Source organism: Micromonospora sp. NPDC047548, assembly GCF_040642975.1.
GTDB lineage: Bacteria > Actinomycetota > Actinomycetes > Mycobacteriales > Micromonosporaceae > Micromonospora.
In genome coordinates this window covers 35,833-50,815 of record NZ_JBEYTI010000025.1, presented here as the reverse complement: position 1 = coordinate 50,815, position 14,983 = coordinate 35,833, and the positions used below count along the sequence as shown (strand labels likewise).

At 72.7% G+C, this 14,983-nt stretch carries 12 protein-coding genes; 9 read left to right on the top strand and 3 right to left on the bottom strand.

What is annotated here, in order from left to right:
- The first annotated feature begins 2 nt into the window (after window positions 1-2).
- Window positions 3-1,349 carry a UDP-N-acetylmuramoyl-L-alanine--D-glutamate ligase gene (gene murD, locus ABZ807_RS22885; RefSeq protein ID WP_357161422.1) on the top strand — a complete coding sequence of 449 codons (1,347 nt, stop codon included), beginning with the start codon at window positions 3-5 and terminating at the stop codon, window positions 1,347-1,349.
- 103 nt (window positions 1,350-1,452) lie between these two features.
- Here the strand turns inward: murD and ABZ807_RS22880 are convergent, their stop codons facing one another.
- Window positions 1,453-2,421 carry a hypothetical protein gene (locus ABZ807_RS22880; RefSeq protein WP_357161419.1) on the bottom strand — a complete coding sequence of 323 codons (969 nt, stop codon included), beginning with the start codon at window positions 2,419-2,421 and terminating at the stop codon, window positions 1,453-1,455.
- Between the two features lie 230 nt (window positions 2,422-2,651).
- Between ABZ807_RS22880 and ABZ807_RS22875 the strand changes: the two genes are divergently transcribed.
- Together ABZ807_RS22875 and ABZ807_RS22870 are read left to right on the top strand one after the other, a co-directional pair.
- Window positions 2,652-3,956 carry an aspartate aminotransferase family protein gene (locus ABZ807_RS22875; protein WP_357161416.1) on the top strand — a complete coding sequence of 435 codons (1,305 nt, stop codon included), beginning with the start codon at window positions 2,652-2,654 and terminating at the stop codon, window positions 3,954-3,956.
- Entirely contained in the window at window positions 3,953-5,443 is a 1,491-nt protein-coding gene (locus ABZ807_RS22870; RefSeq protein ID WP_357161413.1) for a CoA-acylating methylmalonate-semialdehyde dehydrogenase, read from the top strand. Before ABZ807_RS22875 ends, ABZ807_RS22870 begins: the two co-directional genes overlap by 4 nt.
- Here the strand turns inward: ABZ807_RS22870 and ABZ807_RS22865 are convergent.
- The gene (locus ABZ807_RS22865) at window positions 5,415-6,857 is read right to left on the bottom strand and encodes an acyltransferase (RefSeq protein ID WP_357161410.1); all 1,443 of its coding nucleotides are present in this window, start codon (window positions 6,855-6,857) and stop codon (window positions 5,415-5,417) included. The two genes, ABZ807_RS22870 and ABZ807_RS22865, sit on opposite strands and share 29 nt — an antisense overlap.
- 192 nt (window positions 6,858-7,049) lie before the next feature.
- Here ABZ807_RS22865 and ngcE (ABZ807_RS22860) point away from each other — a divergent pair, with 192 nt between their 5' ends.
- The 3 genes from ngcE (ABZ807_RS22860) (at window position 7,050) to ABZ807_RS22850 (ending at window position 10,333) form a co-directional block, all read left to right on the top strand.
- A complete protein-coding gene (ngcE, locus tag ABZ807_RS22860) occupies window positions 7,050-8,465 on the top strand; it encodes an N-acetylglucosamine/diacetylchitobiose ABC transporter substrate-binding protein (RefSeq protein WP_357161407.1) in 1,416 nt (471 codons plus the stop codon).
- 63 nt (window positions 8,466-8,528) lie between these two features.
- Entirely contained in the window at window positions 8,529-9,437 is a 909-nt protein-coding gene (locus ABZ807_RS22855) for a sugar ABC transporter permease (RefSeq protein ID WP_357161405.1), read from the top strand.
- Entirely contained in the window at window positions 9,434-10,333 is a 900-nt protein-coding gene (locus ABZ807_RS22850) for a carbohydrate ABC transporter permease (RefSeq protein WP_357161402.1), read from the top strand. The genes ABZ807_RS22855 and ABZ807_RS22850 overlap by 4 nt, the downstream gene beginning before the upstream one ends.
- A gap of 315 nt (window positions 10,334-10,648) precedes the next feature.
- Here ABZ807_RS22850 and ABZ807_RS22845 read toward each other — a convergent pair whose 3' ends face one another.
- Window positions 10,649-11,638, bottom strand: coding sequence for a BadF/BadG/BcrA/BcrD ATPase family protein (locus ABZ807_RS22845; protein ID WP_357161399.1), 990 nt, complete (start codon window positions 11,636-11,638; stop codon window positions 10,649-10,651).
- 201 nt (window positions 11,639-11,839) lie between these two features.
- Between ABZ807_RS22845 and ABZ807_RS22840 the strand changes: the two genes are divergently transcribed.
- Genes ABZ807_RS22840 through ngcE (ABZ807_RS22830) form a run of 3 tightly spaced genes read left to right on the top strand, consistent with a single transcriptional unit; the run spans window position 11,840 to window position 14,975 of the window.
- The gene (locus ABZ807_RS22840) at window positions 11,840-12,787 is read left to right on the top strand and encodes a MurR/RpiR family transcriptional regulator (RefSeq protein WP_357161396.1); all 948 of its coding nucleotides are present in this window, start codon (window positions 11,840-11,842) and stop codon (window positions 12,785-12,787) included.
- On the top strand, window positions 12,784-13,533 hold the full coding sequence (locus ABZ807_RS22835; RefSeq protein WP_357161393.1) for an SIS domain-containing protein: 750 nt from the start codon (window positions 12,784-12,786) through the stop codon (window positions 13,531-13,533). The genes ABZ807_RS22840 and ABZ807_RS22835 overlap by 4 nt, the downstream gene beginning before the upstream one ends.
- A gap of 26 nt (window positions 13,534-13,559) precedes the next feature.
- Window positions 13,560-14,975, top strand: a complete 1,416-nt coding sequence (gene ngcE / locus ABZ807_RS22830) for an N-acetylglucosamine/diacetylchitobiose ABC transporter substrate-binding protein (protein ID WP_357161390.1) — start codon at window positions 13,560-13,562, stop codon at window positions 14,973-14,975.
- Window positions 14,976-14,983: the final 8 nt, after the last annotated feature.

Here is a 14,983-nt window from a genome sequence, read left to right as displayed (position 1 = left end):
CCGTGCGCCTGTCTGACCTGCGCGGACGTACCGTCGCCGTCTGGGGGGCCGGCCGCGAGGGCCGGGCCGCCGTGACCGCCATCGCCGCGCACGGCCCGGCCGACCTGGTCGCCGTCGACGACAGCGCCAACTTCCTCACCCTGCCCTGGGAGGGGCCGCTCGCCGAGGCCGCGCCCCTGGTCACCGGCGCGGAGGGCTTCGACCGGCTGGCCGCCGCCGACGTCGTGGTCCGCTCCCCGGGCGTGCCGCAGACCCACCCCTGGCTGGTGGAGCTGCGCCGCCGCGGGGCCACCGTCACCCAGGGCACCGCGCTCTGGATGGCCGACCACGCCGACCGGACCATCGGGGTCACCGGCAGCAAGGGCAAGAGCACCACGTCCAGCCTGATCAGCCATCTGCTCGCCGCGGTCGACCGGCCCAACGTCTTCGGCGGCAACATCGGGGTGCCGACCCTCGACCTGCCCGAGGCCGACCTGTACGTGCTGGAGCTGTCCAGCTACCAGTGCAGCGACCTGATCGACTCGCCCCGGGTCGCCGTGGTCACCGCGCTCTTCCCCGAGCACCTGGACGCGCACGGCGGCGAGGCGGAGTACTACCGGGACAAGCTCAACCTGCTGGCCTACGGCCCGCGCACCGTGGTGGTCAACGGCGCCGACCCGCGGCTCGCCCTCGAACTGGGCGACCGGGCCGCCGTGCGCGCCGGCCGGCCCGACACCGCCAACGTGGCCACCGGCCCCGACGGCACGCCCTGGTTCCACCTGGCCGACCAGCCGCTCTTCCCGCGCGCCGTGCTGCCGCTGGTGGGCCGGCACAACGAGGGCAACCTCTGCGTCGCGCTGGCCGTGCTCGACGCGCTCGACGTGGACGTGGTGGCCCGCAAGGACACCCTCGCGATCGCGGTCGCCGAGTTCCAGGGGCTGGCCCACCGGCTCACCGAGATCGCCGACCCGTCCGGCCTCACCTTCGTCGACGACACCCTCGCCACCAGCCCGTACGCGGCGATGCACGCGATCGACGCGTACGAGGGGCGGCCGCTGACGGTGATCGTCGGTGGCACCGACCGGGGCCTGGACTACACCCCGTTGCGCGAGCACCTGGCCGAGCGGGAGATCACCGTGATCGGCATCCCGGACAGCGGCCCCCGCATCGTCGAGGCGCTGGCCGGGCTGCCGGCGGTGCGTACCGAACTTGCCGAGGACCTGGTCGCGGCGGTCGGGCTGTCCCGCAAGCTCACCCCGTCCGGCGGAGTGGTGCTGCTCTCGCCGGCCGCGCCCAGCTACGGGCGGTTCCGTAACTTCGAGCACCGCTCCGAGGTCTTCGCCCGGGCAGTCGCCGACACCGCGCGGTGACCGCCACGCGGGGCCGCGGCCACCCTGGCGACCGCCACCGACGGCAAGGTGTAGCTGGTGCCTGACGGCCGCTCCCCGCCCCGCCCGGGCGGGGTCGGGTCGGTCAGCCGAGCACCTCGTGCAGGGCGCGCATCGCGCGGATCGCCGAGCGGATCTCCTGGAGGTAGCGCCCCGGGGTGAGGGTCGGCTCGGGCAGCCGGGTCAGGTCGGGCAGGGCTGGGTCGGTGCCGACGGTCTCGATCCCGCAGCCGTACGGCACGGCGAGGGTGCGCAGCGCGTCGCAGTGCTGGAACGGCACGTAGATCGGCGCGGTCACCATCAGCACCGGGTCGCCGGGGGAGAGCCGGACGTGCCCGGCCCAGAACCGCTGGGTGTCCGCGGTGTGCGCGCGCCGCCGCTCTGGCTCGCTGGACGGGGCGGCGAGCACCCGGACCGGCGGCAGCCCGTCCGGGCGGTAGGTCCGCGAGGACCAGGAGTGGTGCGGGTGGCCGGTGTCGTGCCCGTCCTCCTCGCTCGGCGCGGCGATCCCGAGGACCCGGCGGACCGCCGCGTCGAGCGCGTCCACCTCGGTGTCGGCCTCGATCCCCGCCCCGGCCAGCACGGCCCGCTCCACCTCGGACAGTGGCCGGAAGCTGCCGAGCACGGCCACCTCCCCGGCCACCGCCGGGCCGTGCCGCACCAGGTGGGCGGCGTACGCGACGCGCCGCAGGCAGGCGTGCGCCAGCCCACCCAGGACCACCAGGTGGGCGTACCGGGGGTGGGTCGGTGGCACCGGGCGGACCAGGCCGAGCGCCTCGGCGGTGGCGAGCACCTGCCCGGCTGTGCCGGGGTCGAGGGCGGGCTCCCGCGCCTCGGGGCGTTCCCGGCCACCCCGGAAGTCCCAGTGCCGGGCGGAGAAGTCGTCCAGCCCGGCCAGCACGGCCGCCAGGTCGCCGGCCGGCCAATCGCCGCCGAACCGGGCGACCAGCGCGCGCAGGGGCGGGGACGCCACCCAGGCGTGCACCCCCCGGGCGATCTGCGCCGGCGAGGCGCCCGCCGAACCGGTCGGCAGCGCCACGTCCGCGATCCGCACCACCGGATCGTACCGGCGGCGGACGGGTCGGACGGCGGACCCGACGAGCGGGCATCACCATCCCGCTGCCGGGTCGCAGAAATCGTGATCCGTCCCGGAAACCGCACCAGGCGGGTTGACGCGCTGTCAGGCCGCCACCCCGGCTGCGCTACACAGTGGCAGTTGTCCCTGTCGGCGGGCGGTGGAAGCGTGCGAGGAACGTGAATCCGCCGCCGCTGAAGGGTGCGACGATGACCTCCGACGACCTGCTGGCCCGACACCGGGCCGTGCTCCCGTCCTGGATGCCGCTCTACTACGCCGAGCCGATCGAGCTGGTCTCCGGCTCGGGTCGCCGGGTGACCGACGCGCAGGGCCGCAGCTACCTGGACTTCTTCGGCGGCGTGCTGACCAACATGATCGGCTACGACATCCCGGAGATCCGGGAGGCGGTCGAGCGGCAGCTGCGCACCGGGATCGTGCACAGCTCGACGCTCTACCTGATCCGCCAGCAGGTCGAGCTGGCGGAGAAGGTCGCCCGGCTCTCCGGCATCCCGGACGCCCGGGTCTTCTTCACCAACTCGGGCACCGAGGCGAACGAGGCCGCCCTGCTGGTCGCCACCAATTACCGCCGCTCGCACCAGATCCTGGCGGTGCGCAACAGCTACCACGGCCGGTCGTACGCGGCGATGGGCGTCACCGGCAACCGCAGCTGGTCGGCGAGCGCGCTCAACCCGCTCCAGGTGGCCTGGCTGCACTCCGGGGAGCGGCTGCGCGGCCTGCTGGCCCGCCTCGACGAGGCCGACCGGATCGACGCGGCGGCGGAGGATCTGCGTGAGGTCCTCGCCACCCAGACCGCCGGCGACGTGGCCTGCCTGATCGCCGAGCCGATCCAGGGCGTGGGCGGCTTCGTGGCCCCGCCGGACGGGCTCTTCGCCGCCTGGAAGAAGGTCCTCGACGAGCACGGCATCCTGTTGATTTCCGACGAGGTGCAGACCGGTTGGGGGCGGACCGGCGAGCACTTCTGGGGCTACCAGGCGCACGGAGTCACCCCGGACCTGCTCACCTTCGCCAAGGGCATCGGCAACGGCTTCGCCCTCGCCGGCGTGGTCGGCCGGGCCGACGTGCTGGAGTCGGTGCCGGCGATCAGCTTCTCCACCTTCGGCGGCAACCCGGTCTCCACCGCCGCCGGCAACGCCGTCCTGGACTACCTGCGCGACCACGACCTGCAGGCCAACGCGGCCCGGACCGGCGCGATCCTCGCCGACGGCCTGCGTGCCGCCGTGGCCGGCCTCGACTGCGTCGCCGAGGTACGCGGCAAGGGGCTGATGCTCGGTGTCGAGTTCGTCCGTCCGGGCACCCTGGACCCGGATCCGGCGCTGGCCACCCGGGTGTTCGAGGCGTGCCGGGCCGGTGGCCTGCTGGCCGGCAAGGGCGGCCTGCACGGCAACGTGCTGCGGATGGGCCCGCCGCTGACCCTGACCGAGGACGAGGCCCGCGAGGGCCTGGCCATCCTGGCCGACGCCATCCGCTCCTGCGCGGCCGAGGTGTCCGGGTGAACGACATCGGGCACTTCGTCGACGGCAAGCGGGTCTCCGGTGGCGCGCAGCGGCGCGGGGACGTCTTCGACCCGGCCACCGGCCGGCGTACCGGGCAGGTGGAGCTGGCCTCGGCCGCGGACGTCGCGGTCGCGGTGGAAGCGGCCGAGCGGGCCGCGCGGAGCTGGCGGGACGCCTCGCTGGCCAGGCGCACGGCGGTGCTGTTCGCCTTCCGGGAGCTGGTCCACGCCCGCCGCGACCGGCTCGCCGAGGTGATCACCGCCGAGCACGGCAAGGTGCTCGCGGACGCCGCCGGCGAGGTGCAGCGCGGCCTGGAGGTGATCGAGTACGCCTGCGGCATCCCCGCCGCGCTGCGCGGCGGGTTCAGCGAGAACGTCTCCACCGAGGTCGACTCGTACAGCATCCGGCAGCCGCTGGGCGTGGTGGCGGTGATCTCGCCGTTCAACTTCCCGGTGATGGTGCCGCTGTGGTTCGTGCCGGTGGCGGTGGCCTGCGGCAACGCGGTGGTGCTCAAGCCGAGCGAGAAGGACCCGAGCGCGGCCCTGCTGCTGGCCGGGTGGTTCGCCGAGGCGGGCCTGCCCGACGGGGTGCTGAACGTGGTCAACGGCGACAAGGAGGCGGTCGACGCGCTGCTGGACCACCCGTCGGTGAAGGCGGTGTCGTTCGTCGGCTCCACCCCGGTCGCCCGGTACGTGCACCAGCGCGGCGCGCTGGCCGGCAAGCGGGTGCAGGCGCTCGGCGGGGCGAAGAACCACATGGTGGTGCTCCCGGACGCCGACCTGGACCTGGCCGCCGACGCGGCGGTCAATGCCGGCTTCGGCTCGGCGGGGGAGCGGTGCATGGCGATCTCGGCGCTGGTCGCGGTCGAGCCGGTCGCCGACGCCCTGGTCGCGAAGATCGCGCAGCGGATGGCCGGGCTGCGCACCGGCGACGGCCGGCGCGGCTGCGACATGGGTCCGCTGGTCACCGCCGCGCACGCCGAGCGGGTCCGCTCCTACGTGGAGTCGGGCGTGACGGCCGGGGCGGTGGCGGTGGTCGACGGCCGGGACGTCACCCCGGACGGGGACTCCGGCGGCTTCTGGCTCGGCCCCACCCTCTTCGACCGGGTCACCCCGGACATGTCGATCTACACCGACGAGATCTTCGGCCCGGTGCTCAGCGTCGTCCGGGTCGGCTCGTACGACGAGGCGGTCGACCTCGTGAACGCCAACCCGTACGGCAACGGCACGGCGATCTTCACCAACGACGGCGGCGCCGCCCGCCGCTACCAGCACGAGGTGGAGGTCGGCATGGTCGGGATCAACGTGCCGATCCCGGTGCCGATGGCGTACTACTCGTTCGGCGGGTGGAAGTCCTCCCTCTTCGGCGACCTGCACGCGCACGGCGAGGACGGGGTGCGGTTCTTCACCCGGGGCAAGGTGGTCACCAGCCGCTGGCTCGATCCGCGCCACGGCGGGGTCAACCTCGGCTTCCCCACCCAGACCTGAGCAGCCGCAGCACGCCTGCCCCGGCCAGGTACGCCACCAGCGCCGGGACGGGCGTGCCGAGCGGCTCCGGCGCGCGCTGGGGGGTGGCGCTGTTGACCAGCAGCCCGCCGACGACGGCGGCGTACCCGGCAACGGTCAGCGCGGCGCGGGTCCGGCTGGTACGGCCGCCCCGCCGCCCGGGGCGGTGCCGGGCGCTGCGGGCCTCGACCGGGCCGAAGACGGCGACCAGCACGGCCAGGACCACGCCGAGCATCAACAGCCAGGGGATCCGCCAGCCCCACCAGGCGGCCGAGCCGACCTGCGGGGTGGGTAGCAGGCCGGCGGCGTCGAGCAGCCCGATCAGCAGCACGGCGGCGGTCAGGTGCCAGAGGAAGACCGTCAGCACCACGAGGTTGACCGCGATCACCGCCCGCCACGGGCGGGGCCGGCGCAGCCAGCGCTCCGCCGGGTCGCGCAGCAGCAGGATCAGCCCGAGCTGCGCGGCGGCGAGGGCGAGCAGCGCCAGGCTCGGCGGCGCGGTGTTGTCCAGCCGCTCCCCGGGCACTTTCAGCATCGCCACCGGCCACGGCCCGACGACCGTGAGCAGGACCACCGCGGCGAGGCCACCGGCCAGCAGCGCCAGCGCCACCGGGCGTGAGGTGGGCAACCGCCGCCGGCGTACGCCCGTACGGTCGGACTCCGACGGCGCGGGCGTGGCAGTCGCCGGTGGCGGCTCCGGGCTGCCCGGGGCCGTCCCGGCCGGCGGTCCGTTCGCGGCCGCGGAGCGGGCGTCGTACCAGGCGAAGCCGAGCTGGTGCACCGCGAGCCAACCGAAGAGGTAGTTGCCGCCGGCCAGGGCCGTCGGCCCGGCCAGCCGGGCGACGTCGCCCAGCGCCACCAGGCCGACCAGGACCAGCGGCGCGAGCAGCCCGTAGCGGCGGTGCAGCGCGTACATCGGCGGGGTGAGGACGACGACCACCAGGTAGGCGACCAGGAACCACAGCGGGATGGTGGCGAACCAGACCACCGTGCGCACCTGCGTGGCGTCGGCGCCGCGTAGCCGGGCCAGGGCCGCGCCGGCGGTGAGCACCAGCACCAGCGCGCTGGTGGGGCGGACCAGGCGGGCGCTGCGGTCCAGCAGCCAGCCGGCGGCGTCGCCGCCGCGGGCCTTGCGGCGGGTCAGCGAGGCGGCGTTGGCGTAGCCGCCGACCAGGAAGAAGACCGGTATCACCTGGGCCAGCCAGGTCACCGGGTATGCCCACGGCAGGTCGCCGAGCGCCGAGTGCCCGGTCGGCCTGCCGGCGGCGTCCCGGTCGATGACGGTGACACCCCAGTGACCGACGACGACCATGGTGATCGCGAGCGCGCGGAGCAGGTCGACGTAACGTTCCCGCCCGGCCGGAGTGCGCTCGGCGAGCTGGCCCAGGCGGCGCATGGGATCAGGCTATGCCAGCGCGGTCCGGCCGGTGGTGATAACGGATCGGCCGCCGGGGCTTGAAGTCGGCGCGCTCCTGCCGTAGAAATTCTTCAGTAACAACAGGCGAAATGAAGAGAACCAACGTGCCTCGAGCGGCGGACGCCACCCCCTGTCACCGGCGATCCGCCCCACCCGAACCGAGGAGAGCTGATGAACAGGCGTGACATCCTGCGGCGTACCGCCGCCGCCGGCCTGCTGGCCACCCCCGCGGCGGGCCTGCTCGCCGGCTGCGCCACCGGCGGTGGCGACGACAAGGCCGACGGCGGCACCTACAAGGGCACCAAGAGTGAGCAGAACCCCCTGGGGGTCAAGGAGGACGCGCCGCTCGAGGTGGTGATCTTCAACGGCGGCTTCGGCGAGGAGTACGCCAAGGCCCACGAGACCATGTACAAGGAGAAGTACCCGAAGGCCGCGATCAAGCACTCGGCCACGCAGGAGATCAGCAAGACCCTCCAGCCGCGGTTCGTCGACGGCACCCCGCCGGACGTGGTCAACAACTCCGGCGCGGGCCAGATCGACTTCAACGGCCTGGTCTCGCAGAACGCCATCGCCGACCTCGGCGAGCTGCTCGCCGCCCCGAGCCTCGACATCCCGGGCAAGACCGTCAAGGACACCCTGCTGCCCGGCGCGGTCGAGGTCGGCTCGTACGACGGCAAGTTCCTGGTGTTCAACTACACCTACACCGTGTACGGCATCTGGCACTCCACCAAGCTGTTCAGCGAGCGCAACTGGGCGTACGCCAAGACCTGGGACGAGCACATCGCGCTCTGCAAGCAGATCAAGGCAGCCGGCATCGCCCCCTGGACGTACGCCGGCCTGCACCCGCGCTACATGAGCTGGCCGCTGATCGCCACCGCGATCAAGTTCGGCGGGCCCTCGGTCGCCACCGCGATCGACAACCTGGAGCCGAACGCCTGGAAGTCCGACGCGATGAAGGCAGCGGCCGACGCCTGGCACCAGATCGTCAAGGACAAGTACATCCTCGAAGGCTCGCCCGGTCTGGACCACAAGCAGTCGCAGACCGCCTGGTGCCAGGGCAAGGCCGCCTTCATCTCCTGCGGCTCCTGGCTGGAGAGCGAGCAGAAGGACGTCACCCCGGCCGGGTTCAACATGACCGTCCAGCCGACGCCCAGCCTGGGCAGCGGCGACAAACTGCCGTTCGAGGCGGTCCGGGGCACCGCCGGCGAGCCGTTCATGGTGCCGGCGAAGGCGAAGAACGTCGCCGGTGGCCTGGAATACTTCCGGACCATGCTGTCCCGCAAGGGCGCCCAGGACTTCACCCGCAAGGTCTCCAGCCTCACCGTCGTCGCCGGCGCCGCCGAGGGCATCGAGCTGCCGTACGGGCTGAACACCGTGGTCAAGGCGCTGGACGCGTCCGGCGCCAACGGCTTCAACTGGGTCTACAACAACTACTACCGCAAGCTGGAGCGTAACCTCGTCGACGCCGCGTGCGGCGAGTTCTTCAGCGGCCGGATCGGCCCGGCCGAGTTCCTCGACCAGTGCCAGAAGGGCGCCGACTCGATCGCCCAGGACAGCTCGGTCAAGAAGTACAAGCGGACCGCGTGACATCCCGGCCGGTGGGGGCGGCCGACCGCCCCCGCCGGCCGCCGCCGGGAGTTGGGGCCCATCGTGAGACATGGCAAGTACCCGCTGATCGTCACCTTCCTGGTGCCGCCGGTGCTGCTCTACGTCGTCTTCGTCGTATCGCCGTACCTGCAGGCGTTCCAGATCTCCACCACCGACTGGCTCGGCTACTCCGCCGACGCCAACTCGGTCGGGCTGGCCAACTTCAAGGCGCTCTGGCACGACGACTACGTCTGGAACGCGCTGAAGAACAACGCGATCCTGCTGGCCCTGGTGCCGGTGCTGACCATCGTCCTCGGGCTCTTCTTCGCCACCATGCTCAACATGGGCGGACGTAAGGGCCGGGCCGGGGTGACCGGCGTCCGCGGCACGGCCCTCTACCGCACCGTCTACTTCTTTCCCCAGGTGCTCTCGGTGGTGATCATCGCGCTGCTCTGGAAGGAGGTCTACCACCCCAACAAGGGCCTGCTCACCAGCATGCTGCACGCCGTCGGGCTCGGGTCGCCCACCTGGCTCGGCGACCCGCGGACCGCCTTCTGGTGCGTCCTGGCCGTGATGGTCTGGAGCAACGTCGGCTTCTACGTGGTGCTCTTCGGCGCCGCGATGTCGGCCGTGCCGAAGGAGATCTACGAGGCGGTCATGCTCGACGGGGCGTCCCGGCTGACCACCCTGCGCCGGGTCACCCTGCCGCTGCTCTGGGACACCGTCCAGGTCGCCTGGGTCTACCTGGCCATCTTCGCCCTGGACGGGTTCATCCTGGTGCAGTTGATGACCAACGGCGGCCCGAACTTCTCCACCGACGTGATCGGCGTGCGGATGTACGACACCGCGTTCGGCAGCGAGACCAAGTTCGGCTACGCCTCGGCGATCGGCGTGATGATGTTCTTCCTGACCCTGTCGGTCGCGGTGCTGTCGCTGCGCGCCGGCCGACGTGATCGGATCGAATACTCGTGACCACCCTGGACAGCGCCGCCCCGGTCGCGGCAGCGACCAAGCAGCCCACCGACCGCCCGGTGCGCCGGGAACTCGGCGTGGCCAACGTCTTCTCGCACGGCTTCCTGCTGGTCTGGGCCGCGCTGACCGTGCTGCCGCTGCTGTGGATGTTCGTCAGCTCGTTCAAGAGCAACGGTGAGATCCTGGCCGACCCGTGGGGGCTGCCCGGGACGCTGCACCTCGACAACTGGTCCCGGGCCTGGACCGGCGCGCACATCGGCCGGTACTTCCTCAACAGCCTGGTGGTGGTGGCCGGCTCGGTCAGCCTGACCATGGTGATGGGCGCCACCGCCGCGTACGTCTTCGCCCGGTACGAGTTCCGGGGCCGGCAGATCGTCTACTACCTCTTCGTCGGCGGCCTGATGTTCCCGGTGTTCCTCGCCCTGGTGCCGCTCTTCTTCGTGGTCCGCAACGCCGGTCTCTTCGGCACCTGGACCGGCCTGATCCTGGTGTACTCGGCGTATTCGCTGCCGTTCACGGTGTTCTTCCTGACCGCCTTCTTCCGCACCCTTCCCACCTCGGTGGCGGAGGCCGCGCTGGTCGACGGCTGCGGTCACTTCCGACTCTTCTTCCGGGTGATGCTGCCGATGGCCCGTCCGGGACTGATCAGCGTGGCCATCTTCAACTTCCTCAGCCACTGGAACCAGTTCCTGCTGCCGCAGGTGCTGATGCAGGGCGACGAGTCGAAGTGGGTGCTCGCCCAGGGGCTCTTCGCCCTCTCGGTCAGCCAGGGCTACGCCGGCGACTACGCCCGGCTCTTCGCCGGCCTCAGCATCGCGGTGCTGCCCGTGCTCGCCGTGTACGTGGGCTTCCAGCGGCAGGTCCAGTCGGGCCTGACCGCCGGTCAGCTCAAGTAGCCGCTGTCCGATACAGATCAGCGCGGTCGGTAACGGTCGCGGTGGCGGGCCCGGGCCGACCCGCTCCAGCGGCGCACCGCCACTCTGCTCGGCGGCGGCTGGCGCTCGCACGTCTGGCGCCGCCTCGAAGCGGCTGTGGCCACCCTCTGACCCGCCCCGCCCCCCGTGCCCGCGCCCCCGGTCGGCGCGCTGTCCTGGAATGATCGCGCTCGATCCCGGAAGGAGTGGCATCCCGCGCGCGACGAGGGGACTACTTCCAGGATCGAGCGCGATCTTGGCGGGCGCGCCCGCCGCCGGGGCGGCCTCGCGCCCGTCTCAGTCCGCGGCGGGCACCAGGAGGGCGTGCAGGGCCGTCGGGTCGGTGACCTCGGGGAGGTCGCGGGCGGCCAGCCAGGCGGCTGCTGCGGCGCCGTCCCCGGCCGAGTGGACCGGGGCGTCCGGCCAGCGGGCGGACACCTCGGCGCGGACCGCCGCCGCCAGGGGGGTGTCGCCGGTGAGCAGGCCGCCGCCGAGCACGATCGGCTCGGCCGCGCCGGCCGGCCGGATCCTCGACGCGCTGATCGCCAGGTGGGCGGCGGCCTCGCCGATCAGCGCCGTCGCGACCGGCTCGCCCTCGACGGCGGCGGCCACCACCAGGGGGGCGAGTCGGGCCAGCTCGACCGGGGATCGCCGGGTCACCGCCTGGACCAGCGCGTCGACGGTCTCCCGGGGGCGCGCCGCCACCTCGGCGGCGCCGAGTAGCTCGGTGAGCACCCGGCGGCCCAGCGGGCCGGGCGTCGCGGCGGTGTCCAGGGCCGCCAGCAGCTGGCGGACCGCCTCGCGCCCCAGCCAGAAGCCGGACCCGGCGTCGCCCAGCAGCCAGCCGTGGCCGTCGGCGACGCGGTCCAGGCGCAGGTCGCGTACCTGGGCGGCGATCGCCCCGGTGCCGGCGATCAGCACGGTGCCGTCCGGGGCGGCGGTGCCCGACGCGTACGCGACGAGGGCGTCGCCGTGCACCGCGTACGGGCAGCGCAGGCCGGCCTGGGCCCAGGCCCGGTCGAAGGCGGCCCGGCCCGTGGGGTCGGCCAGCAGTCGGGCGGCGCCGGCGAGGCCGATCGTGCCGGCGCGTACCCGGGTCGGGTCCACCCCGGACAGCGCGCCGCGCAGGGCGGCCAGCAGTTCGGCGGCGGCGCGCTCGGCGCCGTGGCTGGTCGGGTTGCCGCCACCGCCCCGGCCGGTGCCCAGGCGCTCCCCGCCCAGGGTGAGCGCGACCGCGCGGGTGGACGTACCTCCGATGTCGAGACCGACCACGACGGTGTCGGACATGCTCACGGGCCTCCCGGTGCGACGGTGCGGGCGGAGTTCATGCTGGTCCGACGCGTGCCCGTAGGCAAGGTGGACGGTCGGCCCGGCGCGGTGCGCCAGGTAACAGTTTGAAAACTTCGCCCACGCTCTTGACACGGAGGGGTCGTCAGTAAGAGTTTTTACCACTAACAGTTAATAGTCTTTTCCGAAAGGTGTTCCTCGATGGTTGATCATGAGGTGGACACTTCCGCGGGGACCGCGGTGGTCGACGCCGACACGGTCGACCGGCGGGGCCCCGACGGGGTGCTGGCCAGGGTCCGGGCCGGCGCGGGGGAGCTGACGGGGGCGTTGCGCCGGGTCGCTGAGCACGTCCTCAGCGACCCGGAGGCGGCCGCCCGGGCCACCATCGTGGAGCTGGCCGAGCGCAGCGGCACCTCGCCGGCCACCATCACCCGGTTCTGCCGCGCGATGGGCTTCGACGGCTACGCCGACCTGCGGCTCGGCATCGCCTCGGAGACCGGCCGGGCCCGCTCGGCCGGCTGGACCGTCGACATCGGACGCGAGATCCAGCCGAGCGACCCCCTGGAGCGGGTGCTGGACCAGATCATGGCCGCCGACACCCGGGCCATGCACGACACCGCCGCGCTGCTCGACCTCGCCGAGGTGGAACGCGCCGCGGTGGCCATCGCCGGGGCGTCCCGGGTGAACATCTTCGGCGCCAGCGGCAGTGCGCTGGTCGGCGAGGAGATGCAGTTCAGCCTGCACCGCATCGGAGTGGCCGCCTGGGCCTGGAGCGACGTGCACGAGGGGCTGGCCAGCGCCGCGCTGCTCGGCGTCGGGGACGTCGCGCTCGGCATCTCGCACACCGGGCAGACCCGGGAGACCATCGAGATGCTGGCCGAGGCCGGCAGCCGGGGCGCGACCACCATGGCGCTGACCGGCTTCCCCCGCTCGCCGCTGGCCGAACTGGCCGACATCGTGCTGCTCACCGCCAGCCAGGCCACCACCTTCCGGCCGGACGCGCTCTCCGCCCGGCACCCGCAGCTCGTCGTGCTCGACCTGCTCTACATCGCCGTCGCGCAGCGCACCCACGACCGGGCCCACGCGGCCTTCCGGCGTACCGCCCAGGCCGTCGACGGGCACAAGGCCGAGAAGAGGGCGATCTCATGATCAGCGCACAGGGGTACGCCGAGGCCGTCCGCCCGGTCCTCGACCGGGTGGTCGACTCGCAGGCCGAGGCGATCGGCCGGGCCGCCGACCTGGTCGTGGCCAGCCTGCGGGCCGGCGGGGTGCTCCAGGCGTTCGGCGCCGGCCACTCCGAGGCGTTCGCCGCCGAGCTCGTCGCCCGGGCCGGCGGGCTGGTCCCCACCAACCGGCTCTCCCTGCACGACCTGGTGCTGCACGGCGACGCGCCCCGCGACCTGCTCGCCGACCCGAAGCTGGAGCGCGACCCGGCCGTCGCCCACCAGCTGCACGCCCTCGCCGACCCGCACCCGGCCGACGTCTTCGTGGTCGCCTCCCAGTCCGGGATCAACGGCTCGGTCGTCGAGCTGGCGCTGCTGGTCAAGTCCGGCGGCCATCCGCTGATCGCGGTCACCTCGGTCGCCCACACCGCACGGGTGGCCCCGCGCCACCCGTCCGGTCACCGGCTCGCCGATCTCGCCGACGTCCTGCTGGACAACGGCGCGCCGTACGGCGACGCACTGCTGCCGCTCGAGGGCGGCGGCGCGGTCTGTGCGGTCTCCTCGGTCACCGCCGCGCTGCTGGCGCAGCTGCTGACCGCGGAGGTCGTACGACGGTTCCACCAGGCCGGAGAGGTACCCCCTGTCTACCTTTCCGCCAACGTCCCCGGTGGGGACGAGCACAACCTCGCCCTCGAGTCGCGGTACGCCGGGCGTCTCCGGCGGACCGCCTGACCCGGACACCACAAGGAGAGACAGAGATGTCGGTTATCCCCGAGAACCTCGGCGACCTCAGCCGCCGGACCCTGCTGCGGCGGGCCGCCGCGGCCGGCCTGCTGGTCACCCCGGCCGTCGGCCTGCTCAGCGCCTGCGCCGGCAGCGAGCCGACCAAGTCCGACGACGCCGGCGCGGCGAAGAACAAGGACAACCCGTTCGGCGTGAAGGACGGCAGCGCCGTCAAGGTGGTCATCTTCAACGGTGGCCTCGGTGACCAGTGGGCCAAGGAAGACAAGGTTGTCTTCAACGCCAAGCATGCCAACGTCACGGTCAACTTGAGCTCCACCCAGAAGATCAAGACCGAAGAGCAGCCCAAGATGGCCACCCAGCCGAGCGACGTGGTGATGAACTCCGGCGCCGACATGATGGACATCAGCACCCTGGTCAACGAGGGCGCGATCGAGCCGCTGGACGACCTGCTCGCCGCGCCGGCCTGGGACGGCGAGGGCACGGTGGCCGACTCGCTGCTGCCGGGCACCGCCGCCGACGGCACCTTCCAGGGCAAGTTCTACGTGGTCAACGTGGCCTACACCGTCTGGGGCAACTGGTACAACGGCGCGCTCTTCACCAAGGAGGGTTGGGAGCCGCCGAAGACCTTCGACGAGTTCTTCGCCCTCGCCCCGAAGATCAAGGCCAAGGGCATCGCCCCGTACGTGCACGACGCGGTGCACGGCTACTACCCGCGCTGGGCGCTGATGGCGACGATCTGGAAGTCCGCCGGCAAGCAGGCCGTGGTCGACATCGACAACCTGAAGGAGAACGCCTGGAAGGCGGACGGGATCCTGCCGGCCCTGCAGGCGTGGGAGAAGCTGGTGAAGGACAAGCTGCTGCTGCCCGGCAAGCTCGACCACACCCAGTCGCAGCAGGCCTGGCTCGACGGCAAGGCGGCGTTCATCCAGGTCGGCACCTGGCTGAAGAACGAGATGTCGGCGACCATCCCGCCGGGCTTCGAGATGAAGCTGTCGGACTACTGGGGCCTGGGCGCCAGCGACAAGGCGCCGAAGGACGTCTTCGCCGGCGCCGGCGAGGGCCTCGTGGTGCCGAGCAAGGCCCCGAACAAGGCCGCGGCGAAGGAGTTCCTGCGGGCCGTGCTCTCCAAGCCGGGTTCGGCGAAGTTCGCCGAGCTGACCAAGTCGCTCGCCTCGACCAAGGGCTCCGGCGACGGCGTGCAGGACTCGGCCCTGGCCACTGCCAACGAGCTGATGAAGAACGCGCCCAAGGACCTGATCAAGACCAAGTTCTGGGACTTCTACGCCGACCTGGACAAGGAGAGCCAGAACCTCTCCGAGGAGCTGATGGCCGGCCGGCTCACCGCGCAGCAGTTCGTCGACAAGATGCAGGCGGCCGCCGACAAGGTCGCCAAGGACTCGTCGATCAAGAAGCAGACCCGCACCGCCTGATCCGAACG

Coding starts and splice junctions, on each gene's coding strand:
- ABZ807_RS22875 (WP_357161416.1), top strand. CDS start 2,652: ATGACCTCCGACGACCTGCTGGCCCGACACCGGGCCGTGCTCCCGTCC.
- ABZ807_RS22865 (WP_357161410.1), bottom strand. CDS start 6,857: ATGCGCCGCCTGGGCCAGCTCGCCGAGCGCACTCCGGCCGGGCGGGAA.
- ngcE (WP_357161407.1), top strand. CDS start 7,050: ATGAACAGGCGTGACATCCTGCGGCGTACCGCCGCCGCCGGCCTGCTG.
- ABZ807_RS22845 (WP_357161399.1), bottom strand. CDS start 11,638: ATGTCCGACACCGTCGTGGTCGGTCTCGACATCGGAGGTACGTCCACC.
- ABZ807_RS22840 (WP_357161396.1), top strand. CDS start 11,840: ATGGTTGATCATGAGGTGGACACTTCCGCGGGGACCGCGGTGGTCGAC.
- ABZ807_RS22835 (WP_357161393.1), top strand. CDS start 12,784: ATGATCAGCGCACAGGGGTACGCCGAGGCCGTCCGCCCGGTCCTCGAC.
- ngcE (WP_357161390.1), top strand. CDS start 13,560: ATGTCGGTTATCCCCGAGAACCTCGGCGACCTCAGCCGCCGGACCCTG.